This is a genomic window from Desulfotruncus arcticus DSM 17038 (assembly GCF_900113335.1).
GTDB lineage: Bacteria > Bacillota > Desulfotomaculia > Desulfotomaculales > Desulfallaceae > Desulfotruncus > Desulfotruncus arcticus.
Map to the genome: position 1 here is coordinate 96,133 of NZ_FOOX01000006.1, position 26,764 is coordinate 122,896.

30 protein-coding genes, 3 tRNA genes, 1 riboswitch and 1 other annotated feature are annotated in these 26,764 nt (G+C 47.5%); of the genes, 7 read left to right on the plus strand and 26 right to left on the minus strand.

All coding sequences use genetic code 11. From position 1 onward, the window contains the following. Window positions 1-211 precede the first annotated feature (211 nt). From BM056_RS09790 to BM056_RS09880, 19 genes are all read right to left on the minus strand, one after another. Entirely contained in the window at window positions 212-733 is a 522-nt protein-coding gene (locus BM056_RS09790) for a DUF3231 family protein (RefSeq protein WP_092471186.1), read from the minus strand. 43 nt (window positions 734-776) lie between these two features. Continuing rightward, complete coding sequence (locus BM056_RS09795) at window positions 777-1,298, minus strand: hypothetical protein (RefSeq protein ID WP_238456394.1); 522 nt, start codon at window positions 1,296-1,298, stop codon at window positions 777-779. 235 nt (window positions 1,299-1,533) lie between these two features. Beyond that, window positions 1,534-1,986, minus strand: a complete 453-nt coding sequence (locus tag BM056_RS09800; protein WP_092471190.1) for a hypothetical protein — start codon at window positions 1,984-1,986, stop codon at window positions 1,534-1,536. A 125-nt stretch (window positions 1,987-2,111) separates the two neighbouring features. Beyond that, window positions 2,112-2,187, minus strand: a tRNA-Trp gene (locus BM056_RS09805). Window positions 2,188-2,201: 14 nt separating this feature from the next. After that, window positions 2,202-2,276: transfer RNA gene (locus tag BM056_RS09810), tRNA-Gly, on the minus strand. Window positions 2,277-2,278: 2 nt separating this feature from the next. Next, window positions 2,279-2,365: transfer RNA gene (locus tag BM056_RS09815), tRNA-Leu, on the minus strand. Window positions 2,366-2,544: 179 nt separating this feature from the next. Continuing rightward, a complete protein-coding gene (ileS, locus tag BM056_RS09820) occupies window positions 2,545-5,331 on the minus strand; it encodes an isoleucine--tRNA ligase (protein WP_092471192.1) in 2,787 nt (928 codons plus the stop codon). A 115-nt stretch (window positions 5,332-5,446) separates the two neighbouring features. Beyond that, window positions 5,447-5,671 (minus strand) — a binding site (T-box leader). A gap of 34 nt (window positions 5,672-5,705) precedes the next feature. After that, a complete protein-coding gene (locus BM056_RS09825; protein WP_092471194.1) occupies window positions 5,706-5,993 on the minus strand; it encodes a DUF167 domain-containing protein in 288 nt (95 codons plus the stop codon). Between the two features lie 53 nt (window positions 5,994-6,046). After that, window positions 6,047-6,697, minus strand: a complete 651-nt coding sequence (locus BM056_RS09830) for a DivIVA domain-containing protein (protein WP_092471196.1) — start codon at window positions 6,695-6,697, stop codon at window positions 6,047-6,049. 82 nt (window positions 6,698-6,779) lie between these two features. Next, window positions 6,780-7,559, minus strand: a complete 780-nt coding sequence (locus BM056_RS09835) for a YlmH family RNA-binding protein (protein WP_092471198.1) — start codon at window positions 7,557-7,559, stop codon at window positions 6,780-6,782. A 1-nt stretch (window position 7,560) separates the two neighbouring features. Continuing rightward, on the minus strand, window positions 7,561-7,833 hold the full coding sequence (locus BM056_RS09840; protein ID WP_092471200.1) for a YggT family protein: 273 nt from the start codon (window positions 7,831-7,833) through the stop codon (window positions 7,561-7,563). An 11-nt stretch (window positions 7,834-7,844) separates the two neighbouring features. Then, the gene (gene proC, locus BM056_RS09845) at window positions 7,845-8,672 is read right to left on the minus strand and encodes a pyrroline-5-carboxylate reductase (protein ID WP_092471202.1); all 828 of its coding nucleotides are present in this window, start codon (window positions 8,670-8,672) and stop codon (window positions 7,845-7,847) included. Between the two features lie 48 nt (window positions 8,673-8,720). After that, complete coding sequence (locus BM056_RS09850; protein ID WP_092471338.1) at window positions 8,721-9,149, minus strand: cell division protein SepF; 429 nt, start codon at window positions 9,147-9,149, stop codon at window positions 8,721-8,723. A 34-nt stretch (window positions 9,150-9,183) separates the two neighbouring features. After that, window positions 9,184-9,870, minus strand: a complete 687-nt coding sequence (locus tag BM056_RS09855) for a YggS family pyridoxal phosphate-dependent enzyme (protein ID WP_337833502.1) — start codon at window positions 9,868-9,870, stop codon at window positions 9,184-9,186. Between the two features lie 17 nt (window positions 9,871-9,887). Continuing rightward, window positions 9,888-10,838 carry a biotin/lipoyl attachment domain-containing protein gene (locus tag BM056_RS09860; protein WP_092471205.1) on the minus strand — a complete coding sequence of 317 codons (951 nt, stop codon included), beginning with the start codon at window positions 10,836-10,838 and terminating at the stop codon, window positions 9,888-9,890. 115 nt (window positions 10,839-10,953) lie between these two features. After that, window positions 10,954-12,330 carry a two-component system histidine kinase PnpS gene (gene pnpS / locus BM056_RS09865; protein WP_238456395.1) on the minus strand — a complete coding sequence of 459 codons (1,377 nt, stop codon included), beginning with the start codon at window positions 12,328-12,330 and terminating at the stop codon, window positions 10,954-10,956. Then, window positions 12,327-13,040, minus strand: a complete 714-nt coding sequence (locus tag BM056_RS09870; RefSeq protein WP_092471207.1) for a response regulator transcription factor — start codon at window positions 13,038-13,040, stop codon at window positions 12,327-12,329. The genes pnpS and BM056_RS09870 overlap by 4 nt, the downstream gene beginning before the upstream one ends. A gap of 5 nt (window positions 13,041-13,045) precedes the next feature. Continuing rightward, the gene (gene pgeF / locus BM056_RS09875; RefSeq protein WP_238456396.1) at window positions 13,046-13,900 is read right to left on the minus strand and encodes a peptidoglycan editing factor PgeF; all 855 of its coding nucleotides are present in this window, start codon (window positions 13,898-13,900) and stop codon (window positions 13,046-13,048) included. 9 nt (window positions 13,901-13,909) lie between these two features. Then, window positions 13,910-15,466 (minus strand): MBL fold metallo-hydrolase RNA specificity domain-containing protein, encoded by a 1,557-nt coding sequence (locus BM056_RS09880; RefSeq protein WP_092471209.1) that lies wholly within the window; start codon window positions 15,464-15,466, stop codon window positions 13,910-13,912. 229 nt (window positions 15,467-15,695) lie between these two features. Here BM056_RS09880 and BM056_RS09885 point away from each other — a divergent pair, with 229 nt between their 5' ends. Then, complete coding sequence (locus BM056_RS09885) at window positions 15,696-15,929, plus strand: FmdB family zinc ribbon protein (RefSeq protein WP_092471211.1); 234 nt, start codon at window positions 15,696-15,698, stop codon at window positions 15,927-15,929. 458 nt (window positions 15,930-16,387) lie between these two features. After that, window positions 16,388-16,837: a metal-dependent transcriptional regulator gene (locus tag BM056_RS09890; protein ID WP_092471212.1), complete on the plus strand. Its 450-nt coding sequence runs from the start codon at window positions 16,388-16,390 to the stop codon at window positions 16,835-16,837. A 90-nt stretch (window positions 16,838-16,927) separates the two neighbouring features. On the opposite strand, the gene BM056_RS09895 is transcribed toward BM056_RS09890, so the two are convergent. From BM056_RS09895 to BM056_RS09905, 3 genes are read right to left on the minus strand one after another with little or no spacing between them, the layout of a single operon-like run. Continuing rightward, the gene (locus tag BM056_RS09895; protein ID WP_092471214.1) at window positions 16,928-18,325 is read right to left on the minus strand and encodes a nucleoside recognition domain-containing protein; all 1,398 of its coding nucleotides are present in this window, start codon (window positions 18,323-18,325) and stop codon (window positions 16,928-16,930) included. Beyond that, on the minus strand, window positions 18,322-19,101 hold the full coding sequence (locus BM056_RS09900; protein WP_092471215.1) for a FeoB small GTPase domain-containing protein: 780 nt from the start codon (window positions 19,099-19,101) through the stop codon (window positions 18,322-18,324). The genes BM056_RS09895 and BM056_RS09900 overlap by 4 nt, the downstream gene beginning before the upstream one ends. Window positions 19,102-19,127: 26 nt before the next feature. Further along, on the minus strand, window positions 19,128-19,376 hold the full coding sequence (locus tag BM056_RS09905) for a FeoA family protein (RefSeq protein WP_092471217.1): 249 nt from the start codon (window positions 19,374-19,376) through the stop codon (window positions 19,128-19,130). Between the two features lie 452 nt (window positions 19,377-19,828). On the opposite strand from BM056_RS09905, the gene BM056_RS09910 reads away from it, so the two are divergent. The 5 genes from BM056_RS09910 (at window position 19,829) to BM056_RS09930 (ending at window position 22,036) form a co-directional block, all read left to right on the plus strand. Further along, window positions 19,829-20,485, plus strand: a complete 657-nt coding sequence (locus tag BM056_RS09910) for an energy-coupling factor ABC transporter permease (RefSeq protein WP_092471219.1) — start codon at window positions 19,829-19,831, stop codon at window positions 20,483-20,485. Continuing rightward, window positions 20,478-20,762: a PDGLE domain-containing protein gene (locus BM056_RS09915; protein ID WP_092471221.1), complete on the plus strand. Its 285-nt coding sequence runs from the start codon at window positions 20,478-20,480 to the stop codon at window positions 20,760-20,762. Before BM056_RS09910 ends, BM056_RS09915 begins: the two co-directional genes overlap by 8 nt. Window positions 20,763-20,819: 57 nt before the next feature. Then, a complete protein-coding gene (locus BM056_RS09920; protein ID WP_092471223.1) occupies window positions 20,820-21,272 on the plus strand; it encodes a DUF3842 family protein in 453 nt (150 codons plus the stop codon). 196 nt (window positions 21,273-21,468) lie between these two features. Next, window positions 21,469-21,648, plus strand: a complete 180-nt coding sequence (locus BM056_RS09925) for a carboxymuconolactone decarboxylase family protein (RefSeq protein ID WP_274377537.1) — start codon at window positions 21,469-21,471, stop codon at window positions 21,646-21,648. 19 nt (window positions 21,649-21,667) lie between these two features. Beyond that, the gene (locus BM056_RS09930; protein WP_092471227.1) at window positions 21,668-22,036 is read left to right on the plus strand and encodes a hypothetical protein; all 369 of its coding nucleotides are present in this window, start codon (window positions 21,668-21,670) and stop codon (window positions 22,034-22,036) included. Between the two features lie 245 nt (window positions 22,037-22,281). Here BM056_RS09930 and BM056_RS09935 read toward each other — a convergent pair whose 3' ends face one another. The 4 genes from BM056_RS09935 to BM056_RS09950 all read right to left on the minus strand — a co-directional run bounded on the left by BM056_RS09935 (window position 22,282) and on the right by BM056_RS09950 (window position 26,233). Continuing rightward, entirely contained in the window at window positions 22,282-22,734 is a 453-nt protein-coding gene (locus BM056_RS09935) for an MgtC/SapB family protein (RefSeq protein WP_092471229.1), read from the minus strand. Window positions 22,735-22,901: 167 nt separating this feature from the next. Then, window positions 22,902-23,615, minus strand: a complete 714-nt coding sequence (locus tag BM056_RS09940; RefSeq protein ID WP_092471231.1) for an ECF transporter S component — start codon at window positions 23,613-23,615, stop codon at window positions 22,902-22,904. 72 nt (window positions 23,616-23,687) lie between these two features. Then, a complete protein-coding gene (locus tag BM056_RS09945; protein ID WP_092471232.1) occupies window positions 23,688-25,346 on the minus strand; it encodes an ABC transporter ATP-binding protein in 1,659 nt (552 codons plus the stop codon). Next, window positions 25,319-26,233 carry an energy-coupling factor transporter transmembrane component T family protein gene (locus BM056_RS09950; RefSeq protein ID WP_092471234.1) on the minus strand — a complete coding sequence of 305 codons (915 nt, stop codon included), beginning with the start codon at window positions 26,231-26,233 and terminating at the stop codon, window positions 25,319-25,321. Before BM056_RS09950 ends, BM056_RS09945 begins: the two co-directional genes overlap by 28 nt. A 235-nt stretch (window positions 26,234-26,468) precedes the next feature. Further along, a riboswitch (cobalamin riboswitch) is annotated at window positions 26,469-26,730 on the minus strand. Window positions 26,731-26,764 lie beyond the last annotated feature (34 nt).

A 26,764-nucleotide genomic window follows, 5' to 3' on the forward strand; every position in this document is an offset into this window, starting at 1 on the left:
AAATTTTTCACGAAAATTAATAAAAAAATATACCATAATAATCGGATGCAAAATAACCAGTTTTAATAACCACTATTTATGGATAAGTCAGCGCAAACAAAAATGCAGCTCTTCTAAAGCTGCATCAGAATTATTCCATTTAGCTGCGTAAGTGCTTATACTTACTCCTGCTGTAATGATCCACGCAAACAAAACTGTCTGTCTTGCCCGGTTAACTGCTTTTGTAAGTTGGCGGCATAATTATATATGACTTAATTTTACCGTACTCAATAAATTTATCATATAATTTCAGTTCTTGAATCAAAAAAGCTAAAAATAATCCTCTTATGTCAGGAGATGTGCTATGAATATAGGCCATCATGTGGGTTGGCAAAAAAGTTTGAATTCCTCTTAAAACCCGTCGATAAATAAACCTATCAGTAATAGCCTCTATATTGCTCGTTGGCTGGGTTTGTTTGGGAGGTCTTACCGGCAACGGTATCCCATATGCCATCATTTCTTTTTCCAATTTGGAAACATGTTCACCAAGGGTTTTTTTCCCTAAAGCAATAATCAGCTTTAAATCCGAATCACTAGCAAATGCTTCCATAAAATTCGTTAAATGAATGACATTATATCTTTGCACCAAATGATTCCAAAGGTGAAAAACCTCGCTAACACTTATATCTTTTTGTTTTTCCCTGGTAGACATGGTTTGTTTGGTTATTTTTTGCATTTGCTTCAATATTTCCAAAATGTCTACGCTCCTTTAAGCAATTTGCAAACACCGGTGGCGGCTATGCATTATAAACAGGCGGCGGGTTGAAATAACCCTTTAATTTACCATACTCAATAAGCAATTCATGCACTTCCATCGTTAATAATAAGTGGTTTTTAATTGTTTTGATAACTTTTGGTGAACTGCCTTGCATATAACCACTGGCAAGGATGGGAAAGAAGGATTGAACACTTTCAAATAAACTCTGGTAAATATCCTTATCAGTAATATGCTGCAAACTAATGGTTGTATTAACACCGGCAGGCGGTCTGGCTGGAAATGGTACACCATAATTGGTCATTATTTTCTCCATGTCGACGATACCTGTTTGAAGAACATCTACGACTTTACCCGAAATATACCTCAAGTCAACATCATCAATAAAATTTTCGCTGATTTGGATATTCTCCAACATATCTAATTTTGCCACCATGATTTCCCAAATATAGAATACCTCACTGACATTAATGAATTGCTGTTTTTCTTTGGTTGATTTACCTATTTCTTTTATCTTTTGGAGCTTATCCATTATATCTGCCAAAATCATTACCTTCCCGCTGGCTTAGTTTTTATCTTCGCACAGCCTGTAAAACCCCGCCCTCTTAGGTCGGAGATTAACAGGCTGTAAGCTTGAAATAAGTGCGACTAAGGTTCAGATGGGGTCAAAAACTCCACCTGAACCAAGTCTTCTTTATTATAGTTGACGTATTTATAATAAAATATGTGAATATTATTAATCCGAGACCGCCTGGTATAAAAAGCAAGAGGTATAAAATTCATACTTTTAACTTATTATCCATCCAACGTAACATTTGAGCCAATACCAACCCGTATATCGCTACCGTAACAATATTGGAAAAAACCGTATCAGCTTTAACTGGAGCCAAAGGTGTAACCTTAAACATATAAATAACAGCATTGGCAAAAAACCATATAAATATTGAGAAAATTGCGCCTTTCATAAGATAATACCTACTGGTAACAAGTGGGACGAAATAAGCAAACAAAATCCCCACGACCCCGGAAAAAAATATTTGTAACATTAAAGCCAAAAAAACTTCGGTAAGAGCAGTAGCTCTGTAACCAAAAATTAATACAGAAGCCCATTCCCAGTACGATAGCTCCGTTATCTTCAAGATAAAAGAAAGGTATTCCAATATATCCATAACAATTCCCGCACTAATCCCAGCAATAAATCCCCTGATAAACCTGTCTTCTAGATTCATCATATTCTGAAACCTCCTAAATTTGTTAACTAGTTTTCCTTTATTAGGTAGTTTATATTCAGAACATATGGCCTAAATTTAAATAAAGAAAACCAGCAACCGCAAAGTATTGCGATTACTGGTTTCTCTGGCAGGGGAGACAGGACTTGAACCCGCAGCATTCGGTTTTGGAGACCGACGCTCTACCAATTGAGCTACTCCCCTATATATTGAACGATTGGAGCGGAAGACGGGATTCGAACCCGCGGCCCTCGCCTTGGCAAGGCGATGCTCTACCACTGAGCTACTTCCGCATTGGTGCGGTCGAGAGGATTTGAACCTCCACGGTCTTGCGACCACTAGAACCTGAATCTAGCGCGTCTGCCAATTCCGCCACGACCGCATAATTACTTATGGCCAGATAAGATTGTAAGATGCATTGCTTATTATGTTTTATCTTAGCCACCGGAATTACATTTTAACACCCCTAACCTAGCAAAATCAAGTGCCAATTTGAGGTTTTTAAAAAGCACTGCCTCTCATTTGTTTGAAAAGCAGTGCTTTTAATGCTATAGCCTGTTGTTATATCGCTTCAACTACCAAAGCGCAGCGGGGGCATACTTCAGGATGCTGTTCGTCCCGGCCAACTTCTTCGTGGTACATCCAACAGCGGGCGCACTTGGTTCCGGCAGCCCGGGATACTCCCACCGCCAAACCGGGTACATCTTCCACCGCTAAGGTATCTACGGTTTTCTCCGCCAGTTGGTGCGTAGTAACACCGGACACAATGAACAGCACTGAAAGTTCTTCACTAAACGTCTTTAGAAATTCAGACAAATTATCATCTACATAAAGGTGAATCCGGGCCTCCAGGGAATTGCCGATTACTTTTTCCTGGCGGGCTTTTTCCAGAGCCCGGTTGACCACGCCGCGGATTTTCATCAGGCGCCCCCATTTTTCTTCAAGGGCGGCGTCCATGTACCGATCATCAGGCTCCGGCATATCGGCAAGCTGCACGCTATCCGGGGCATCATCGCCTTTAGGCAGGTAACGCCAGATTTCCTCGGTGGTAAAGGTCAATACCGGCGCCAAAAGACGTACCAGTGCCTGCAGCGATTCATACATAACCGTCTGGGACGAACGCCTGACGAGAGCATCTGCTTTTTCGCAATACAGCCGGTCTTTAATAATATCCAGATACTGGGCACTCATATCCACAGTACAGAAGTTGTGGATGGCATGATACACCGTATGAAACTCATAGTTGCGGTAAGCAGCCAGCACCTTTTCAATCAGCCGGTGCAGCCTCAGCATGGCCCAGCGGTCGATTTCCGGCATTTTTTCATAAGGTACGGAGTCCCTGGCGGGATCAAAGTCATAGATATTACCCAGCATAAACCTGCTGGTATTTCTGATTTTGCGGTAAGATTCGGTAAGCTGCTTTAAAATGCTCTGGGATACCGCCAGGTCCCCCCGGTAATCTGCGGAGGATACCCACAAACGCAGAATATCCGCACCCATTTGTTTAATAACTTTAAGCGGGTCAACTACGTTGCCCAGCGATTTGCTCATTTTGCGGCCGTTTTCATCAACCACAAACCCGTGGGTAAGCACAGCCCGGTACGGAGCCCGGCCACTTACAGCCACCGCTGTGTTTAATGAAGAGTTGAACCAGCCACGGTGCTGGTCGCTGCCTTCCAGGTACAGGTCGGCAGGCCAGGTCAGGTCAGGCCAGATTTCCGGTTCATCGAGCACGGCCAGGTGACTTGAGCCGCTGTCGAACCAAACGTCCATGATATCGGTTTCTTTGGTAAATTCCCGGGAGCCGCATTCGGGACAGGTCAGGCCCTCCGGTATCAGGGCTGCGGCTTCGCGGGCAAACCAGACGTCGGAGCCATACTCCTTGAATAGCTTTTGCAGGTGGCTGATAGTCTGGTCATTGATTATTTCCTTGCCGCAGGCTTTACAATAGAAAATAGGAATGGGAACACCCCAGGTCCTCTGACGCGATACGCACCAGTCACCCCGGTTGGCTACCATGTTATGGATCCTGTCTCTGCCCCAGGCGGGGATCCAACGCACATCGTCAATAGCATCCAGCGCAGCCTGCCGGAACCCCTCAATGGATGCAAACCACTGCTCGGTAGCCCGGAAAAAGACCGGCTGCTTGCAGCGCCAGCAGTGGGGATACTGATGGCTGATTTTGTCCGCTTTCATCAATGCCCCTGTTTCGCGCAGGGTTTCCAGAATATTCTTATTGGCTTCGTGGTAAATTTGCCCGGCAAACTGACCGGCTTCAGCGGTAAACCGCCCCCTGCCGTCCACAGGGGAAAGAATGGGCAGGTCGTACTTCAACCCCACCAGATAGTCCTCGTGGCCGTGCCCGGGAGCAGTGTGCACACAGCCGGTTCCGGCTTCCAGCGTGACATGATCGCCCAGAATGACCAGCGCATCCCTGTCGATAAATGGGTGACCGCATACTACCCGTTCAAGATCGGCCCCCTTAAATCGTTGCAAAATATTACCTTCCGCGAGGCCGGTTTCCTTCAGGAATGAATCTTTTAATTCCTTAGCTACAAGATATTTTTCATTGCCGCACTGCATTAAAATATACTCAAACTCAGGGTGCAGGGTAACGGCCAGATTGGCCACCAGCGTCCAGGGCGTGGTGGTCCAGATAACTACATAAGTATTTTGTTCCGGTATGATACCTTTGCCGTCCCGCACGGGGAACTTGACGAAAATTGAAGGCGATTTCTTGTCAGCATACTCAACTTCTGCTTCGGCCAGCGCTGTTTCACAGGTGGCGCACCAGTAAACCGGTTTAAGGCCTTTATAAATATAACCCCGCTTGGCCATCTCGCCGAAAACGCCAATCTGTCTGGCCTCAAAGTGCGGCATCAGGGTAAAATAAGGGTGATCCCAGTCGCCGCGCACACCCAGCCGTTTAAATTCCTCCCGCTGAATATCTACAAACTGTAATGCATAATCTTTGCATTTGTTTCTGAACTCTACGATATCAATGGCATGGCGGTTAATACCCATGTTCTTGATGGCCTGCTGCTCAATTGGCAGCCCGTGTGTATCCCATCCCGGCACATATGGCGCATCGTATCCGGTCATGGAGTGGAATTTAACCACTATGTCTTTAAGCACCTTATTTAAAGTGTGCCCCAGGTGAATATGCCCGTTGGCATATGGCGGTCCGTCGTGCAGGATAAATTTGGGTCTGCCGCTGTTCTTTTGCTGCACTTTGCGGTAAATATCAGTTTCGTCCCAGAACTGCATAATTTCCGGCTCACGCTGGGGTAGGTTGCCCCGCATGGGGAAGTCGGTTTTAGGTAAGTTTAATGATTTTCCATAATCCATTTTGTTGATGACACCTCTATCTTTACTTTTCGTGAGAATGTTCGAAAAATCTACGCAGGATCCATTTCGAACACTCCTTTTAATGAAAATATAAAACAATATAAAAAACCGCCCCGTAAGGGACGGATTCTTTTCCGCGGTACCACCCTAATAGAAACCGGTATAACCGGCTTCCACTTGAAACCATTAACGGCGGTTAACCGGACGAACTTAATTTCCCTCAGGATTTCAGACGCCGCCTCCCGGGTGATCTTGGAGCGTTTAACTGTACCCGGCTCACAGCTTTCCCGGGCTCTCTGAACAGCTTAAAACGCCTACTCTTCCCATTCACTGGCTTTACAATTACATTATTATATATATTAATTGGATTTCAGTCAACCACCGAGCTTTTTTAGTACAGCATCTGCTGATATTCCCTCAATCCTGATTGTTTTGTTTCTGCCCGTCTGCCCCTGGGTTATTTCCACCCTGCTTTTGGCAATACCCAGAAGCCCGGCTAAAAATTCGCAGCAAGCTTTATTGGCTTCCCCTTCCACCGGCGGAGCGGTCAGCCGCAGTTTAACCGCACCTTCCATAAAGCCCGCCACCTGATTCTTTGAAGCCCTGGGCTGTACTTTAACCCTGATACTTACACCCCGGCCGTCATCTTTAATATCCAACATGTGTCAACCAACCTATTTCTCTTTATGGGAGCTACTCAAAAAAAGGTTTTAAGCTACTTGTTTTCATCATCAACTGCGTCGTCAATACCGGTCTCCCGGTTTTTCCGGCTGTCCTCGTTCGATACCACTGCATTCTCTATTGACGCAGCCGCCTGGAATAAACCCAAACCTGCCTCGGCTAAAAGCTCCTGGGCCTCATTTTGCTGGCCATCCAGCAGTTCCAACTGGGCTTCCAGAAAGGAACGGAATTTAACTCTAAATACGCTGGTCTGTTTTTCCAGAAAGCGATACTCGTCCAGCAAAGTTTGGACACGTTCTTCCGCCTCTTTGATCCTGAACCGTGCCCGCTCCCGGGCTTCCTGCAGGGCTTGTCCAGCCTTGGACTCAGCCTCACCAATGATTTTCTCCGCGTTAAGGCGCGCGTCCTCCGCGATCATGTCTGCCTGCTGGCGGGCGTTGCGTGTCAGGTCATCTGCATTTTTCTGAGCCATAATTACGGCGTCCTTAATTATTTTTTCCATCTCCAGATAGCGCGCTTTGGCTGTCTCGCTGGCCTCAAGTTTTTCTTTGAGGGACTGATTTTCAATATACAATAACTCATAGTCACGTACCAACTGGTCCAGAAACTGATCCACTTCATCTTGGTTGTAACCGCGAAATGCCCGTTTAAATTCTTTCTTCTGAATATCCAGGGGGGTAAGCACCGGACCACACCTCCATTTTATATGGGGACATACCTCCGACTCTAAAGCCATGACCCTAAAGAGAGGTGTGTCCCCTTTCCTCTTAATATCGTCTTAGCAATAAACCCAAACGACCTTTTTTAGTTTTGCCTCCGGTCTCAATAACTTCAACGCGGCCCCTGCCCCGGGCGGAAATCATATCTCCGGCATTAACCCCGGCGGAAGGGTCCAGGCAGGGACGCCAATTTAAAAAAATCTTTCCTGACGTGATTTCTCCGGCCATTTTACTTCTGGAAAGACCAAAACCATGGGCGGCAACTGCATCTATGCGCATGGATTGAACCGTCGTCTTGATCTCACGATATTCCCTTTCGGGAAGTTCCAAATCGGTCCGGGCCATCTCTCTGACACTAACCCCGGTACGCCCGACCGCTGTTAACCCGGACTTTATGTAATCGGCAATTTCTTTTGCCACAATTATATGGGCACCGTTTTCGTTAACAAGTATGTCTCCCAGCTTTTCCCGACGTATTCCCATTCCCATCAAAGCACCCAGGTAATCCCGGTGGGTTACCGGTTTAAAACGAAAATTGCCCTTAATCTCCAAAAAAACAAGTCCATCTTCCGGTGCTTCCGGCAGGTAATCAGGAGAAATTAAAACCCGCGCCCTTTCCGCCGCGGGGTAACCTCCGTCTACCCTGGCTGTCAGGCCAGGTATTGCTTCAACGGTTCTGGCTATAAGCCCGCAGCGATAGGGGTCATTAAAATCAGCATACTGTGTTCGATGAGTTTTTAATACTATTTCTGCAAGATCCAGAACCCGGGCCAGGGTTTCCCTTTCCTCTGGGGTTACAGCCGCATCCAGCAGTTTGTTGCGGTTCATGCTAGAAAATCCCCACTGACAGCAAAATATTGACTAACAGCCTGCGCACCAACTCCAGGGCAAAAAAAGCCGCGATGGGGGAAATATCTATCACACCAATTGGAGGAATAATCCTCCTAAAGAGCCCAAGTACAGGCTCAGTAGTTTCATAAATAAATTTAACCAGCGGTTGGTAAGGATTTAACCTAACCCAGGACAAAATAATGCGAATAAAGATCAGCCACGTGTAAACCTCAAAAGCCACATTAATAATAGTTACAATGCCAATATTCATAAGTCACCCCGTTATCTTTTATCTTGGCCGGAAAGCTGACGGGAGCGCTGGCAGGCTCTTTCCACCGCCCGCCCTAATGCAATCCTAAGACCACCTTCCTCCAGGGCCAAAAGACCCTCAATGGCCGTTCCGGCAGGAGTGGTTACCATATCCTTTAACATTCCGGGATGACGGTTTGTTTCCAGGATCATCTTGGCTGCGCCCAGCATGGTCTGTGCCGCCAGAGTCTGTGCCTTATCGCGGGGCAGCCCCATCCGAACGCCGGCGTCAGATAATGCCTCGGCTATAACATACATATATGCCGGACCACTGCCGCTAAGACCTGTTACAGCATCCATCAAGTTTTCCGAAACCGGTACCGCCCGGCCCACAGCGCCGAACAATTCCAGGGCCAGTTCCCGGTGCTTCTCGCCAGCCCATTTGCCGCAGCAAACCGCAGTGGCACCTTCGCCAACCAGTGCGGGGGTATTGGGCATAACCCTTACCACAGGTACTCCGTCCATCAAAAGTTTTTCTATATATAATGTAGATATACCTGCGGCGATGGATATCACTATTTGTTCCTGTCTTATTTTGCCTCCGACATTCTCCAGCACATTGCCCAGCACAAAGGGCTTAACAGCCAAAACAATAATGTCGGCACCTTCAACTACGGCAGTATTATCGTGGGTAATCTGGATTTCAAACTTTTCTTGAAGATGGTTGATACGGTGTTCGTTTACATCACTGACGATTAGCTTTTCCGGCGTAACCAGCCCGGCTTTAATAAAACCTGCCATCAAGGCCTCGGCCATGGCCCCCCCGCCAATAAAGCCAATGTTATAATTTTTCTGGGACATTTACAAGCATCCTTCCATAAACTTATTTCATATCTGCTTCATAAAAACTTATTTCATCCAGGCAAAAATTCCCTTTTCCTTAATATCTCCGTCAAAATCCCCTTCAATACCAACATTGTTGGGCACGGAGAGGAATATGCCTTTCCCAACCTTTTGCATACTACCATCAAGAGCATATGTGGTGCCGCTTACGAAATCCACCACCCGTTTAGCCAGCTCGGAATCAGCCTGTTCCAGGTTAATTATTACCGGCCTGTGATTCTTCAGATTATCGGCTATAGCAGGCACATCATCAAAGCTTGTGGGCTCAATAACCACAACCCGCACCTGGCGCTGTGTATGAAGGCTTACCACCTGGCCGCGGTTCTTTTTAGATTTCTGAAACGTAACCGGCTCCTCTTCAACGGGGCGGAGGTCTTGCTCCTTATCATCCAGCTGTTCCTCTTCAAAGCCCATAAAATTCAGCATTTTGTCCATTAATCTTCTTGACAAATTCGCCCACTCCTTTTCATTATATGCGAGATATGCGAGCACCGAAAATCGCCGTGCCCAATCGCAGCATATCCGATCCTTCTTCCACAGCCACCTCATAATCATTGGTCATGCCCATTGACAGGTGTTTAAGCTCAACCCCGCTTATCTTCTCGTTCAACTCTCGGGACAATAGCCGCAGTTCCCTAAAAAACGGCCTAGCTTCCTGCGGGTCATCCACAAATGGCGCAATGGTCATTAATCCCTCAACTTTTATGTTTTTTAGCTTTTTTAACTCAGTAATAAAATCATCAGCCTCGTTGGTATTAATGCCATATTTGGTTTCCTCACCGGAAACATTGACCTGAACCAACACCCTGGCAATCTTGTCCACCCGCGCGGCCTGACGGTCAACTTCAACAGCCAGGTTCCAACTGTCCAGCGAGTGAATCAGCTCCACCTTACCTATAATATGTTTAACTTTATTGGTTTGCAAGTGACCGATCATGTGCCAGTGCAGATTGGAAGGAATTTGCGGCACCTTGGCCGCCAATTCCTGAACCCTGTTCTCGCCCAGATCCAATAGCCCTGCTTCTACAGCCTCCATGATTTGAGGTACACCAACCCGCTTAGTAACCGCTATGATTTTTATGGTTAGCGGGTCCCGGCCCCCCCTGAGGGCTGCAAGCCGCACCCTTTCCCTGATATTTACGAGGTTTTCCCGCACACTCAAAAAATCATCTCCTAACCACCCAGCCTGATACCCTCTGAGGCCCAGTCCGGGTTGACGACATAGCGAACCATATTGCTGAGACGTTTACTGCTTACACTAACCATTCCGTTTAACCGTCCCTCAACAGTCACCGGAGCAAAGGTAACAGTTTGTTTTTCTACCAGGTAGAGACCGGGGTCCCCGTCTTTAAACGCTATGGCCCCTTCAGGAACAAGCCAGCCTTCCAGCCTCTCCAATGCCAGGTCTATCTTCTGGTGTCGTTGATGAACAAAATTCTCCGGGTAATTATTATCATCAACTTGAACGAACATGGTATAACTGTTATTTTCATTCCACAGGCTGATTATTTTGCCCCGAATTTCCTGTTGACCCTGGCTCAGTTTTATTACCGATCCCTTTTGAAAAGGTGCGGCGGGAACATCTTCCGGCTGGTCAGCCCTTAGATAAATGATTATCGGGTTGAGGTTGTCCACAACCTTGCCAATCAATGTTCCTCCGGCAACTTCTTCGCTCCCGTCAACACCGGTTCTGTTAGTTATTTTCTCAACGGCCTCCATGTCCAATACATCCGTCATGCCGGGATCAAGTAAATTTTCCAGACCGTCTAAATGGGTGCAAAATATTCCGGCCCTCGGGCTGACTATTGTTTCTTCAGACACCCCGTCAATCCGGGCAATGGGAGCCCCCACCCGCAGCCGCTCCCCATCCTTGACCAGCAGCTGCAGTTCACCGGACAATGGAGCCTTAATTGTTTCTTCACCTCTGATGATAATGCCCTCAGCCTGCACCGACCTGACACTTTCCTGCCAGGTCAACTGTTCTACATCCAGCATCCTGGCTACAACCGCATCTTTAGCAAAGCCCAGGGTGCTCATACCACCCCAAACTGCAACCATTAATATACCGGCAAGCATTACCAGCGCCAGAATGAACCGGCCGGGGCGAAGCCTATACTTCCCCACGACTTTCCCCCTGTAAAAAATTGCATGATATAAAATAGTACCCCATAAATAAATTTTTTCCTGCCGATTACAGGCAATTTTCTTTAATTAATTCATTTCTTTCGCTACGGCTGCGTCAACGCTGGTTTTCCAGAGGCAGGAACACAGAAAATATTGTACCTTTGCCGGAATTGCTTTTAACTTCCACACTCCCGCCATGCCCAATAATAATATGTTTGACAATGGCCAGACCAAGTCCGATGCCGCCCAGTTCCCGGGACCGGGCCTTATCTACCCGGTAGAACCTTTCAAATATTCTCGGCAGGCTGTCGGCCGGAATCCCCACACCGGTGTCTGCCACATCAACCCGAATTTCATCTCCGTCCAGGCAGGCCCCAACCATGACACTTCCTCCGGGAGGCGTATATTTAATAGCATTGTCCATTAAATTTATCATCACTTGGGCCAGCATGTCCGGGTCACCGAAAAGGGGGGGTAAACGGGAGGGCAGGTTGGCCCTGATTTCGATCTGTTTTTCCTCGGCCTGGGTACCGCAAATGGCCAATACCCGGTCAAACAACTGCCCTATTTCTACCTGCCGCCACCTGTGCACCACCCTGCGCTCCTCAATTTTGGACAGATACATTAATTCATCCACCAGCTTGGAAAGGCGCCTGGTCTCTGTATTAATAATATTTAAAAAATGTTTGGTCATCTCAGGATCTTCAGTACCGCTGTCCAGCAGTGTTTCAACAAATCCTCTGATTGATGTTAAAGGTGTTCTAAGCTCATGGGATACATTGGCCACGAATTCACTGCGCATCTGTTCCATGCGTTTGCGCCCGGTAACGTCGCGCAAAAGTATCACCGCGCCGCCCTGGTTGCTGACATGCAGTGGGGTAATACGCAGGTTAAAGGTACGCGGCTCGGGAGAAATAAATTCTATTTCCCGTGTATGCGGCTTATTGCAATACTGAACCTTTTTTAATGCAGTATCCAGGTCGAAGTTACGTATCGCCTCCAATAGGCTTTTCCCGATGCACTCAGTCTGCTCCAGGCCAAACATCATTTCCGCAGCCGGATTAACCATAATCACCCGTTCTTCACGATCCACCGCGATAACTCCGTCAGCCATACTGTTGAGTATAGCCTGAGCCCTGTTTTTTTCCTCCGTAATTTCTTCTATGGTTAGCCGCAGCCGGTCCGCCATATTGTTGATGCTTCTGGCCAAATCCCCTATTTCGTCGGCTGTGTTGATATCCAGGTGGCGATCTAAATTACCCCGGGCAATTTCTTTGGAAACAACGATAATTTCATTCAACGGTCTGATCACCCGGCGGTAAAGAACCCAGGCCAGTCCTACCGCAAAAGGAAACGCCAGCGCTATGGCTCCGAAAATATCAAGCTTGTCCACCGCGTAAAGCTTTAAAATTGTATAAAACAACAGCAGCATAAAAAAATAACTGGCGACCGGACGCCAGCCTATGCTGCGAAAGAACTGCAGGAAATTCAATCGAGCACCTCCCTGAACCTGTAGCCAACACCCCTGACTGTTTCAATATATTGCGCTACACCCGGGTATTTTTCCAGTTTTTGTCTGAGATGCCTGATATGCACGTCAACCGTGCGTGAGTCACCGGCAAAATCATAGCCCCAGATTTTTTCGAGCAAATGCTCCCGGGAAAAGACTTTACCCGGCTCACCGGCCATAAAACGCAAAAGCTCAAACTCCTTGGGGGTAAGGTCCAGCTTATCGCTGTCCACCAGCACCTCAAATCTTTCCTGGTCGATAATCAGCCGGCCCAATACCATTCTTCCGCCGATAATTTCCGATTCCCCGCCTTCAGCACATGGCTGCAGCCTGCGCAGCCTGGCTTTGACTCTGGCCACCAATTCTCTGGGGCTAAACGGTTTGGTCACATAATCGTCCGCGCCGATTTCCAAACCCAAAATTTTATCCAATTCGTCTCCCTTGGCGCTTAACATAATCACGGGGATATTCCTGGTCTCAGCTTGCTGGTTCAACTGCCGGCATACTTCCAACCCATCCATCAATGGCAGCATGATATCAAGAATAATCAGGTCCGGTTTTTCGGTACGGGCTTGTTCTACCGCCTGCTGGCCGTCGTAAGCCGCGATAACCTCTAAACCTTCCCGTTCCAGGTTAAACCTGAGCAATTCGATAATATTCTTTTCATCATCCACCACCAGTATTCTGGACAAAATCATTACCCCCCGGTTAGCATTATTAATGAAGCCATTCTACCAGTCCAACCGTTTTCCCCCCGGTGTGAAAAAAACAAGTCATTACGGCAGGAGGTGCAATAACCGGCCATGGTTATATTTTCCGACCGAATCCCCGCCTCCAGGAGTACCCGGCGGTTTACTTCCGGCAGATTCAACCACCATTTGCCGGGCTTGCCGGGGCGGGCCAGACCGGCATGTCCGGGCAAACACCCTTCCACTTGTTTAATTACCGGCGCATCCACTTCATAGCAGCATGGTCCAATGGACGGGCCGATGCCGGCTATAATATCCCCCGCTTTGCAGCCATGCTCTTGCTGCATGTGATTAACAGTCGCCGCCCCAATGCGCAGTACGGTCCCTTTCCACCCTGCGTGGGCCAGGGCTACCACCTTACGAACCGGATCCATGAAAAACAGCGGCACACAATCGGCATAATAGCTGGAAAGCAGGACACCGGGCTCAGCCGTTACAAGTGCGTCTACGCCGGGAATGGCATCATCCCGGGACATTGAACCTCTGCCGCAAAAGGAGTTCCCCACCGTAACCACTTTAGCACCGTGTACCTGCTGTCCTGCAACCATTTGGGAAATGTCGGCGCCAAGCAACCGGCAAGCCCGCTGCCGGTTGGCAATCACTCGTTCAGGGTCATCCCCCACATGCAGGCCCATATTGAGGGAAGCATAAGGTTCTAAGCTTGTACCACCCCGGCGGGTGGTATAAGCGTGCGTCACGCCGCTGCAGGCAGATAACGCAGGTACGGTAAGAAAAACCAAATTTTCACGCTCATTGATAACAAAACCCTGATCCAAGATAAAATCCCCTTCAATTGAAAACATTCCTTGCATCTAGCCGGCTTTAACTTCGGCCAATAGGCTTTCCAGATCTCTAAGCCGTTTCATAACCTGATTATAATCAGCCTGTTCGGGAGCTGATTTCAAGAAAGCATCCATTTTTGATGCCACTGCCTGATAGGCTCGCTGCAGATCCACAGTACTGAATACGGCTCCGGGAGTGAGCTGAATTGTTTCCTGCCAGGCCGGCGCATATGCGCTTACCCCTGTTTTCTCCGGAACCAGTTTTTCCATAACAGCAAGGGCTTCCGGGTCTCCATGCACCAGGAAAACCCGTTCCGGCAGTTTACCGAAGGAACCCAGCCATTCCAACAACCCTTCCTGATCCGCGTGTGAAGAATAGCCGCCCATAGACTTGATATCAGCCTTAACTGCAACTTCTTCACCGTGAATGCGAATGAAATTAACCCCGCTCAATAGTCGTTGGCCCTTTGTCCCGGGAGCCTGGTAGCCAACAAACAAAACAGTACATTCCGGCCGCCATAAATTGTGCTTTAAATGGTGTTTAATCCGCCCGGCGTCACACATCCCACTGGCAGACAGGACAATGGCCCCGCTTTTAATTTCGTTGATCCGCCGGGATTCATCAGCCGTGCGGGAGAAATGCAGGTTTGGCATAGCCAGTGGATTAACGCCCCTGGCAATCAACTTTCTGGTTTCCTGGTCAAAATAATCAGGATGTTGCATAAACACCTCAGTAGCAGCCACTGCCATAGGGCTGTCGATAAAGACCTGCATCGGTGGAAGCTCATTTTTTATTACCAGCTGGCTAATATCATACAGTAAATCCTGAGTACGTTCCACCGCAAAAGCAGGAATAATGACATTACCGCCCCTGTCATAAGTTTGCTGAATTACCTGCCGTAAGCTTTCCAGCCTATGTCCTTTATCTTGATGCAGTCTGTCACCATATGTGCATTCCATCACCAGGTAATCGGCTTCATCGATAATTGCGGGGTCATTGACAAACGGCTTACCTTTACCACCCAGGTCGCCGCTGAAAACAAGTTTGGTCTGTTGGGTTCCTTCACGCACCCAAATTTCCAAAATAGCGGAACCCAGGATATGGCCCGCATCATTAAAGCGAATGGATATATTGTGATCAAGACTGATGACCTGTTTATATTGTGCCCGCTCGAATTCCCTGACATAACGGAAAGCATCTTCAGCAGTATAGATGGGGTCCAATAATTTCTTATCGGCCCGCCTGGCTTTGCGGTTAAGACGTTCAACCTCCATTTCCTGAATGTGGCCGCTATCCGGCAGCAGCACCTCCAGGAGATCCACCGTAGCATCTGTAGTTATTGTGCGTCCTTTAAAACCATTTTTATAAAATTTCGGCACCAGGCCGCTGTGGTCGATATGAGCGTGCGTAAGCAATAAGTAATCAACGCTTGCCGGTATGGGATCAAAGGGAAGGTAATTTCGTTCACGTGATATCCGGTGGCCCTGAAACATTCCGCAGTCAATCATAATTTTTTTATCTTCGGTTTCCAGCAGGTAGCAGGAACCGGTTACAGTCTGAGCCGCCCCGTAGAACGTTATTTGCATGACCAGCCTCCAATTCTTTGTTAATAAGGAATGGAACACACCTCATCTTTGGGGTCGTAGCTTTGGGGGTCGGAGGTATGTCCCCGATTAACAACATTTTTTGCGGTTATAATGTAATTAACTGTTCTCTGTTCGTTTTGACAATCCCTGCCCAAAGGTCAAAAATAAACGACCCTTGACAGGAGAACCATAAGGGCATAAATTAATTAAAGGAAAGGAGTGTTTGATTATGCCTATCTATGAGTTTCGTTGCGATAAATGCGGAAAACGTTTCGAAAAACTTTGCTCCATGGGCGAAAACGGCAAGGAGCTTAAATGCCCCAAATGCTCCGCAGTGGGAGCGGAAAGAGTAATGTCCGGGTTTACCAAAAAGAATGCCGGGGGCACTGAAGTAATCGGCAGCGGCGGAGGTGGCGGCTGCGCCTCCTGCAGTTCAACCAACTGTGGCAGCTGCGGACATTAAACGACAACTTATAAAATTGTAAAAAATACCCAGACAGTTTTGTCTGGGTATTGCTATACTTTAAAAAGTATAGCAATACCGCGCTATGGGAACTGGTTGAGCGCGTTTTTTTAATCTTCGCACAGCCTGTAAGCTCGAAATAAGTGCGACTAAGGTTTAGCGGTCAGGGGACACACCTCTGCTTATGGGTCAAACTTTTGGGTCGAGGAATGTCCCCAACGTATGGTCAAAACCCCACCTGAACCAGGTCTTCTTTATTGGCAAGAAAATTGCGACCTAAATGTTATTTCTGTTATTTCGGCATTACTAATATTATTTTGGCATTATCGAGGCATTTAATTAATTTACTTATAATAGAATCTAATAATACTTTGGATCGTCTAAGTTTTGCCTACCATTAGTTAAATATAAAGAAGTTGAATATAAAACTTTGGTCCATTTAACAGGGGGTATATCTGATGTTATCACCAAGCATGGAAGATTACTTGGAAGAAATTTATCGTTTTTCCCTGCACAACAATGTAGTACGGGTAAGTGACATAGCAAACCGCCTGGATGTAACCATGCCGTCGGTAAATAATGCCATACGCAATTTACATAATGAAAATTACTTAATTTACCAAAGATACAAGGAGCTAGTCTTGACTGACAAGGGTCGCCGGGTTGGGAAGTTTCTTGTCGAGAGAAACAGCATATTGCAAAGATTTCTTTTAACCATTAAATCTGATTGCGATGTGGGAGCGGAAGCCGAGGCAATGGAGCATTACCTATCATTACCTACTATACGGGCATTGGAAAGCCTGGTTGATTTCTTTGAAAACAACAGTAGCTGCAGGCAAAAATTCCTGCAGCATTGTGAATATAGAAAAGAAAAAGGGTTGGGGCTTATTGACGGCTATCAAGAGTAGTGTCAACCGGTTGCTCCGACAAGTTTTAAAAACAAATACCACGGGGGCAATGCCGCAAATAGCGGCATATACCTTCGTGGTATATATCTACTAAACTAACCCTAATGCGCGAACCAAGCTATTTATTATTATACATATGACTACACCTACAATGGTAGGAATAGCCGCAGCCATAACAGTCCAGCGCCAATCCTTTTGTTCTCTTTGAATAGTGTAAAGCGTGGTGCCGCAGGGCCAGTGGCAGAGAGAGAATATTAAAGTGCATAAAGCAGTTAGCCAGGTCCAACCATGTTGATTAACTAAAAGATTGCGTAAATCAGCCAAACTATCAAGTTCTATCATTGAACCGCCACAAACATAACTCATGATTAAAATCGGTAAAACTATTTCATTAGCCGGCAGTCCCAAAATAAAAGCCATAAGGATAACACCGTCCAAACCCATAAACCTGGCCAAGGGGTCCAGCCAGCCCGCTATGGTGGACAAAACGCTGGTATCGCCAATCATGGTATTGGCCAGTATCCACACCAGGCCACCGGCAGGGGCGGCTATAACAACAGCGCGGCCCAGTACAAATATGGTGCGGTCCAGCACCGAGCGCACCAACACCCGACCGAATTGCGGCACTCTATAAGGTGGTAACTCCAGGGTAAACGAAGAGGGTTCACCTTTTAACAGAGTTTTAGATAAAACCCAAGAGACAGACAGTGTTATTGCTATACTAAATACCACTAAACCGGCTATGCCCAGAGTTGCCACTACGCTGCTGAGAGAAAGAGATACTGCTCCGGCAATAAAGATACTGACCAGGGCGATTAAGGTTGGGAACCTGCCGTTGCAGGGCACAAAAAAGTTAGTTAGCGTGGCAATCAGCCTTTCCCTGGGCGATTCAATAATTCTACAGGCTATAATGCCGGCTGCATTACACCCGAACCCCATACTCATAGTTAACGCTTGTTTGCCATGCGCCCCGGCTTTTTTAAAGAACCGGTCCAGGTTAAAGGCAACACGTGGCAGGTAGCCCGCATCCTCCAACAAAGTAAACATCGGGAAGAATATAGCCATGGGCGGCAGCATCACCGATACCACCCAGGCCAAACCACGGTATACCCCAAGAACAAGAAAACCATGCAGCCAATCCGGAGCGTGCAAATACATAAACAAATCGGTTAACCTATCCTGCACCGAGAAAAGTACATTTGCCAATGCGGCCGACGGATAGTTCGCTCCTGTAATGGTAAGCCAAAATATCACTGCCAGTAAAGCAAACATAATTGGGAATCCCCATATGGGGGAGGTCAGTATATTATCAATTTTCCGGTCCCAATCTGTCCTTTGCGGTGAGGTATAACTTACAACATCATTTGTTAAATTTTCGGCAGTATTATAAATGCTTTTAACTATGCTGTCACGTACCATTAACTGTTGTTCACCCATTAATTCCTGCGCTTCTTTCAGCAACCCGCCCAGGATAGTGTGCGTGCTCATGCCAGGACCTCTTGGGCCAACAATTCAACTTCATTGCCACAAAAGCGCTTATCTATGGCTTGCACCAGCTTCAAATCACCGTCTATCAAGCGCAACGCCACCCAGCGCGAATTTATTTTATCACCCATCAATGCCCTTATTTTAGGCTCCAGTTGGGCTATTGCTTTTTCCACCTCCGGTGAGTACCTGACAATGTTTGGTTTTGGCTTTACCCGTTCAAAGACTACATCGCTTAATACCTCCAACAGCCGGGGCAGCCCTTCTCCATTGCGCGCCGCAGTTGCAACTACAGGCACTCCCAATGACCTGCTTAATTTTTCGATATCTATGCTAATTTTTTTGCGCCGCGCTTCGTCAATTAAGTTTAAACAGACCACAACCTTATTAGTAATTTCCATAACCTGCAACACCAGGTTCAGGTTGCGTTCCAGGCAAGTGGCATCAACTACTACAATGGTAGCATCAAGGCGGGCAAAACATATAAAATCTCTGGCTACCTCCTCGTCAGCTGAATTAGCAAGCAGCGAGTAAGTACCCGGCAGATCTATTAATCTATACCTATGACCGTTATGCACAAAGCTTCCCTCAGCCCGCAGCACTGTTTTCCCCGGCCAATTGCCGGTATGCTGCCTTAACCCTGTTAAAGCATTAAAAACCGTGCTTTTGCCCGTATTTGGGTTTCCCGCTAACGCGATAACTTTATCGCTATTGGCAACTTTAATATTTAATCCTTCCTTTGTTATTGACCGCCCGGTCGATTGGTAAGTGAGTCCCATTGTTATCCCCCTATTTTTTCATAATTTTATTTATTCCCGGGTGCCACAAGCACCATACTGGCCACTTCCTTACGCAGCGCTATAACAGCTCCCCTAATATTAAAAGCAATAGGGTCTCCCACCGGACTGCGGCGTATGACTTCTACCCTGGTGCCGGGTACCAGACCAAGGTCAAGCAACCTGCGCCGGTCTAAACCTTCGGCGACAACTTCCTTAACCAAGGCAAAAGACCCGTTGCCTAAACTGCTTAAAGTTAAAGTAGTTTTGTTATTCATATAAATTGCCTCCCTCAAACTTTATTTGGATTTAGTTTGTTAATTGTATCTAACAAAAACATAATCAATACTATGAAGCAACTAACATAGATGTTACTAACAATCTGTATTAAAAGTTGGTATAATAAACCAATCTGTTTAACCGGGGCAATTCAAGAATAAATTTATTATTCAAAAAAGGATATTAACAATTTATCGAGAATTGTTATATAATATTACGACGGTAAGAATCGTCAAATGGCCGTTTACGTAAAACGGGCCAAGCATTATTACAAGCTATTTAATTTATCGATACCTAATAACTACAAGCCATGAAGGCTATACTCTGTACGAAACAGGGTTGTGTCTTGGTGGCTTTTAATTTTTTATTAGGCAGGTGATGTCATCTATTTCAACATTTAGAAGGCCCGGTACGACGTTTCTTAAATTAATAAAAAAAGGGGTAATGACAAATGCATATACCAGATGGTTTTTTAGATACTAAAACCTGGATCAGCACCTATGCATTAAGCGCAGGCGCGCTGGCATACAGCATTAAAAAATCCAAGGAAGTATTGGAAGATAAACTTATTCCCAAACTGGGTATTATGGCTGCATTTATTTTTGCGGCACAAATGGTTAACTTCCCCATAGCCGGGGGCACATCCGGACACCTTTTGGGGGCGGCGCTGGCCACGGTGTTATTGGGGCCGGTAAGCGGTTGTCTGATTCTATCAACAGTGTTGGTAATTCAATGTTTGGCTTTTCAGGACGGAGGCTTAACGGCGCTGGGTGGCAATATTTTCAACATGGCTGTATTGGGAGTAATAACGGCTTACGTTGCATACTCATTACTCTCTAAAGTTTTAACCGGCACGATCGGTAGGAACATTTCCGTTTTCCTGGCCGCGTGGTTATCAGTTGTTATAGCGGCGTTTGGTGCCACAATGGAACTGGCAGCATCCAACACCATCCCTTTTAGTGTTGCTTTACCTGCAATGGTGGGAGTTCACATGCTTATTGGCATAGGAGAAGGGTTAATTACCGTAGCGGTGGTTAATTTTGTGGAAAAGGTTGGCTTTATCGATAAAACAGCCAAAATTAAGAACGGGGTGAGATCAAATGTCTAATACCGTCAAAGTTTTTATTGCAGCGATTATAGTGGCTGCTTGTCTATCCCCCTTTGCCTCTTCTTTTCCCGACGGGCTGGAAAAGGTAGCGAAAGACAAGGGCTTTTTAGACAAAGGCGAAGGGAAAGAGATAATCTCCTCCCCCATCCCCGATTACGCGCTTCCCGGAGTCCACAATGAAGGTCTGGCCACTTCGACAGCAGGTGTGCTGGGCACTGTGCTCACCTTCGGAGCAGCTTACGGTTTGGGTAAATTAGTAAGAAAAAAAGGAAACTAAAGGTCTAATACACTATTTTCAATTAAATTCATGTGAAAGTTAATGAGTATAATGGTTATGAATAAAAATAAAATTGTTCGTATAGCTGTTATAGACGGCCAAGGCGGTGGTATCGGCGCTCAAATCGTAAATAGATTAAGTGTATCCCTGCCGGCCTCCAAAGCGGAAATCTTAGCTTTGGGCACTAACTCCCTGGCAACCAGGCGTATGTATAAAGCGGGCGCCAATGATGCCGCCAGCGGTGAAAATGCGATTATTTATAACACCAAGCTGGCCGGCATCATATTAGGTACAGTGGGCATGATTACACCATTTGGTTTTAACGGCGAGATGACCACTGCCGCAGCCGAAGCCGTAGCCCTGTCACCGGCACCCAAATTGGTTCTGCATTTGAATCGTTCCGGAATTGAAGTTATCGGCAGCGCAGCCGAACCCCTGCCCCACCTAGTCGACATGATGGTTGACAGGGTCCGCCAGATGTTAGATTTAACACCACTAAGACAGCAATAAGATAGCAATCTTCCCCAAATAAAAAAGCGCACAGCGGGGTTACCTCTCCCCCAAAGGCAGGTAACCTCACATGCCGGGGTCTTTTTTCACCCGTAACCGGCATTAGCATTCATGTGGTTAAAATTAGCTTTTTTATGTCAAAAACTAATTAACATATTAACAATTTAATGCTATAATAATTTTAAGGCTTATTGGGCTGGGCATGGCTCTGGCCCTGAAATGCGATTTTTGCCTCGCTGTGCATATTAAGGCGCTGAAAGCGCTGGGCGCCAGTTTGGAGGAAGTGCTGGAAGTGTGCAGTGTGGGTATGCTGATGCACGGTGGTCCGGGTATGGCTTACAGTACGCTGGTAGTTAAATTGTGGAATGAAAATTAAATTGGGAGGTGAAGATAATATGATTTGCGCCAAATGCCAGAGCGAAATTCCACCCGGTGACGAGATGCAGTTACATGGTCAAACTGTATGTGAAGATTGCTTTATAATTGGTGTTCAACCTCCGAAAACCTGCGACGTGGCGGCCGTGCATAGTGCAGTCACCCACCGCAAGCTGGCCGGCCAAACCGGGACGGAAGGATTGACGGAACTGCAAAAAAATATCTATCAATTTGTAAAAGAGAAAGGCAAAATCACCCGTCCGGAAATAGCAGCACATTTTAATTTGCAACAGTGGGAGCTGGAAAGAAATTTTTCCGTATTGCGTCATTGCGAACTTTTAAAAGGAACCAAAGAAGGCAACACCATTTATATTACAACTATGGATTAATTTTGGAGCATCAATACATCTGACTTCCCCAATTACTATGTAAAGTTTCCTAAATTTTTAATAGATTCAAATCCATTATTTTTCCAGCAGAAATCAACAACATAATTTAATTTTCCACTGGTAACCTCACCAAAAAGAGCGAGGGCCGTACCGGCGTAGGACAGCCCTTGCTTCTATCTTTTCGTTTTAACAGGGATATCAGGTCTAATCGGACTGTATTCAATAATGCGCATTGGTTTTAATTCTCATTCATTATCGTCCGTTTCCAGGCCCAAACGTTTAATCAGCCGGTCCAGTCTCAGCGTAATGATAGCTAAACCCGCGGCCAGAAGCATCGGAAGGTACATACCGGCTCCAATACCCGTGCCAACCCCGGCGGTAAGCCATATGCTGGCTGCGGTGGTAAGCCCGCTAACCCGGTTTTTTTCCTTGAATATGATCCCCCCGCCGATAAACCCTACACCAGTCACTATCTGTGCGGCAATACGCGTCGGGTCCATATTGCCGTATGGAGGCAAGCCCGCGAATTGCTCAAAACCATATGCACTGATAACAGTAAACAACGCTGTGCCCATGCAAACAAGAGCATGGGTGCGCAGCCCTGCCGGTTTATGTCTTTTTTCCCTTTCCGCTCCTAACAGAATACCCGCAAAGAAGGCCAGTATAATTCTAAGAAGTATCTCAGCTTGCAAATCCAAATCAATCACCCTGGATAGATTTATCTCAGCATAGCTTTTCCAGGGAAAAAAGGTTTATTCTCCATAAATTCCGTCAGCCAGCGTCTTTTCACCCACACGAAAGGTGTGTAAAATCAGCCCCGCAAGGAGATTAACGCTAATGCTTAAAAACTACTTTAAACCATCCCTTAACTTCCTTCACATTTAGTTGCCGGCCTGATAATAAAAAACTTCTTTTTAAATCGTGTCAACACCTGGTAAAAGGACCTGCCCAGCATTAATGAAAAAACAATATTTCCCGCCGCGTGCAAGGTATCAAAGGCAAAACTGGCCATGTAGGTGCCGATAAAGGTTGTTAGCGTTAAGGGGTAGACAAAACCCAACCAGTGCCAGATATTCATAATCCAACCGAATAAATAGCCCCAGCACCCACACAGCAGCAAAAAAGGAACCATTTTAAACTCCACCTGTTTTCTTCCCAGAAGTCCCGCCGACATGCCGCACAGTCCCCAGCAGAACATCTGCCAGGGAGTCCAGGGACCCTGCCCCAGAAAAAAATTGGACACCAGAGCGGCAACAGCGCCCACCATGAATCCGGTCCGGGCACCAAAAACATAACCGGTAATCATCACCATAAAGGTGGTGGGCTGGACACTCATAATGACAGCAAAGGGAACCCGGGAAACAGCGGCCAGAGAAGCCATGGTTGCTATCAGGGCAATTTCCTTGGCTGTGGCCGCGGTATGATCAAAACGCCAAAAAAAAGCCAGGAGGGACAGCCCCACCACAAGTGCCGAAAGCAGGGCCCAGTTGACGTTATACAACGGATTTTCCGGAATGATACTCAGCAGCAGCAACAGAGCCGTTAATATTAATATAGCTGTAAAAAACAGCCTTTTCATTTAATCACCCGCTCTTAAATATTCAGCAGCAGCGCCGGCGTTGGAACTCCCTTAGCTGGCAATGGCCTTGTTTTATTCCCCCCGCGTCAGCTGATGCAGGATCTCACGGCCCTGTTCCAGGGTTACCACCCCGTCAACAATATTGTTGAACAACTTGCTGATCTGGGGTGAATAAAAAGTGGAGCCCGACAGCATTTCGTATTTGCCGCCCCTGGCAATAACGGTTCCCTCAGCCATCAGCACGATATCCCGGGCATACTCGGCGGCAAACTCCACGTCGTGGGTTACAACCACAATAGCCGTACCCCGGGCCTGCAATTCTTTCAGAATGTTCCCCAACTCGGCCTTCAGCCGGTAATCCAGCCCACGGGTGGGCTCGTCCAGGAGCAGCACTGCGGGCCCGGCCACCAGCACCGAGGCCAGGGCCACCCGCTGGCGCTCACCGGCGCTTAAATCCCGGGGATTTACCTTGCCATATTGCTCCAGAGCCAGCCGGGCTAAAATTGTTTGGCTTATTCCGTTATCCGGCAAGCCCATATTTTTCAGGGTAAAAGACAATTCTTCCCGCACCGTGGGCAAACAAAGATAATCATTGGGGTCCTGGGACAGATAGCCCACGATGGGAGCAAGCTCCTCCACCGACAGCTTTTTGGTATCTCTGCCGGTAACGGTTACCCGCCCCCGGCCGGGCTTTAAAAGTCCGATGATATGTTTGATCAAGGTAGTTTTACCGGCCGCGTTGGCCCCCATAATTACCGTAAAATCCCCCGGGTAAATTTCCAGATTGACCTTTTTTAACGCTTCTGTCCCGTTTTGATAAGTAAACCACAGGTTCTGGATATCCACGACACCCTGGGCGCCGGATGCAGTTGGCTTAACCTCCCGGTCCGGTTTTTTTAAATCGGACCGGAAGGAATATGATTGTATAATTTTCCGCCCCTGTTTCACGGTCAGCGGCACCTCCGGGCAGCCCGCCCCGGCAAACAAGCCGGCCAGCGGGGGCACAAAGGGGGAATGATTGTCTACCGCCCACCCGGCTACAGCTCCGGGGCTGCCGTCCTGGATAACGCGCCCGTCTTCCATTACCAGCACCCTGTCGGCCAAGTGAAAACATCTTTCCAGGCGCTGTTCAACCAGAATAACGGTAAGGCCGTTTTCCTCGTTCAACCTCCTGACCATGGTGAGTATTTCTTCCCCGGCCACGGGGTCCAATTGTGAGGTAGGCTCGTCCAAGATTAAAATACCGGGCTGCATCGCCAATACGGAAGCCAGGACCACCTTTTGCTTCTGCCCCCCCGACAGCTCAGGAATAAAGCTCTGCAGGCAGCCGGACAAAGCCAGGGCGCTGGTAACCTCCATCACCCGCCGTTTCATCAGGCCGCTTGCCAGGCCCAGGTTTTCCAAACCAAAGGCCACCTCTTGCTCCACGCCGGTCATTACCAACTGGCTTTCCGGGTCCTGGAAAACCATTCCCACCTGCTGAACCAAACTGCGCCGGTCTATCCGGCCTGTTTCCCGTCCGTGGATATAAACCTGTCCCTCGTAAGTACCTCCGTAAAATTCGGGTACCAAAGCGGCTACGGCCCTGATTAATGTCGACTTGCCGCAGCCGGAACCGCCCACCAGCAGAACGAACTCCCCCTCCGGAATCTCCAGGTTAATGTTGTTCAGGGCCGGTTTTTCCCCGTCGGGGTATCGGTAAGTCAAATCTTTGATCGCAACAGCGGCCATTTTTCCCACCACCAGTTCAAAATTATCGGCACCGCCAGCACCAGTACGATAATTGGCACCATCACCATTTGGTCAAGCTTGATCGATTCCAGCCGGGGATAAAAAATATAGGCGGACCAGCCCTTCAGGGCCGCCCAAATTCCCGCCGCCAGGGCTAGAACGGTGGGGATGAGCACCAGCCAGTCCCGGGGCCGCCAGTAATCGCGGAAATAGAAAGACCTTTTCCCGCTCCCGTATCCCTTGGCCTGCATAGATTCCGCCATTTGAATGGAGCGTTCCAGGGAAGAAAGCAGAAGTATATTAATCACGGGCAGGCGGCTTTTTAAACGCTGCCGGCGGGTACCGTGATCCAGCTTTACCCCGCGGCAGCGCTGCACCTCAGCTATCCTGCGCACATCCTTCACCAGCAGGGGAAACAGCCGGGTGGCAAGGATGATGGCCAGTACGGATTTGCCGCTGAATTTATTTAATAGCTTTAATACTTTATCCGGGTGCACAGCATAGGTGTAAAAGCAAAAAGCGCTGATAATGACCAGCAGGCGGATTCCCATGGCGCCGCTGAAACATATCGCTTCTAAAGTAATTTTAATAGTACCCAGCAAAGGTACCCTAGGGCCGGTAAACAGCACCGTTGACCCGGCCTGTACAAAAACGGCGTTGACCAGCATCAGCATGACCAGCAAGCCCATGCTTAACAGCAGGTAGGGCTTCCATTCCCACAGGTTGCCGGAAGCGATAATTACGCCGCCCAGGACCAAAAACAAGCCCAGTAGATAGAAAGGATGAGCAAAGATTAAAGACAGCAAAACCACCACAAAAATATAAGCCACAGCAGTAAAGGGGTGGAGTTTATAAATAAAGTTGTCCTTTTCCCGGTAAGCGAGCATGCTTTGATCATCCTTTCCCGGCCTAACCGAATACGGCAGCTGTGGCCGTATCCAGGCCAACGTCACCACCGGCCGCGCGGGCAACCTGCCGCCGGTAAGCCAACAGGCCACCGCCCAAGTATTGCCATTAGTCCTTCAAACTAGTTAATAAAAATCCCGGCCTGAGACAGACCGGGATTTTTGCAACAGAGGTAAAAAGCGTAAAAAAACCACCTTCCTCTCGCCCGTAGGTACGGCTGTCCCTTTTCAACAGGCAGGTCTTCTGACTCAGGCTCATCGAGGTTTCACGCCTTCCCATCCGGCCCGGCACTCAAAAATATTTAAAAACGGCAAAATTAATTGCTTTTAAATAAATACGATTGAGTTCAGGGCAAACGAACAGTGACCTATTGTGCCACCTCTCCCCAACACAGCGACGGGGATCGCGCCGGACTTGCACCGGCTTCCCTTTTAAGCCTTCACCTTCCGGTAAAAGCACCTGTTGCCTTTGTTTTTAGTTGTAAAGAAAATAGCATAATTACGTCGTACTGT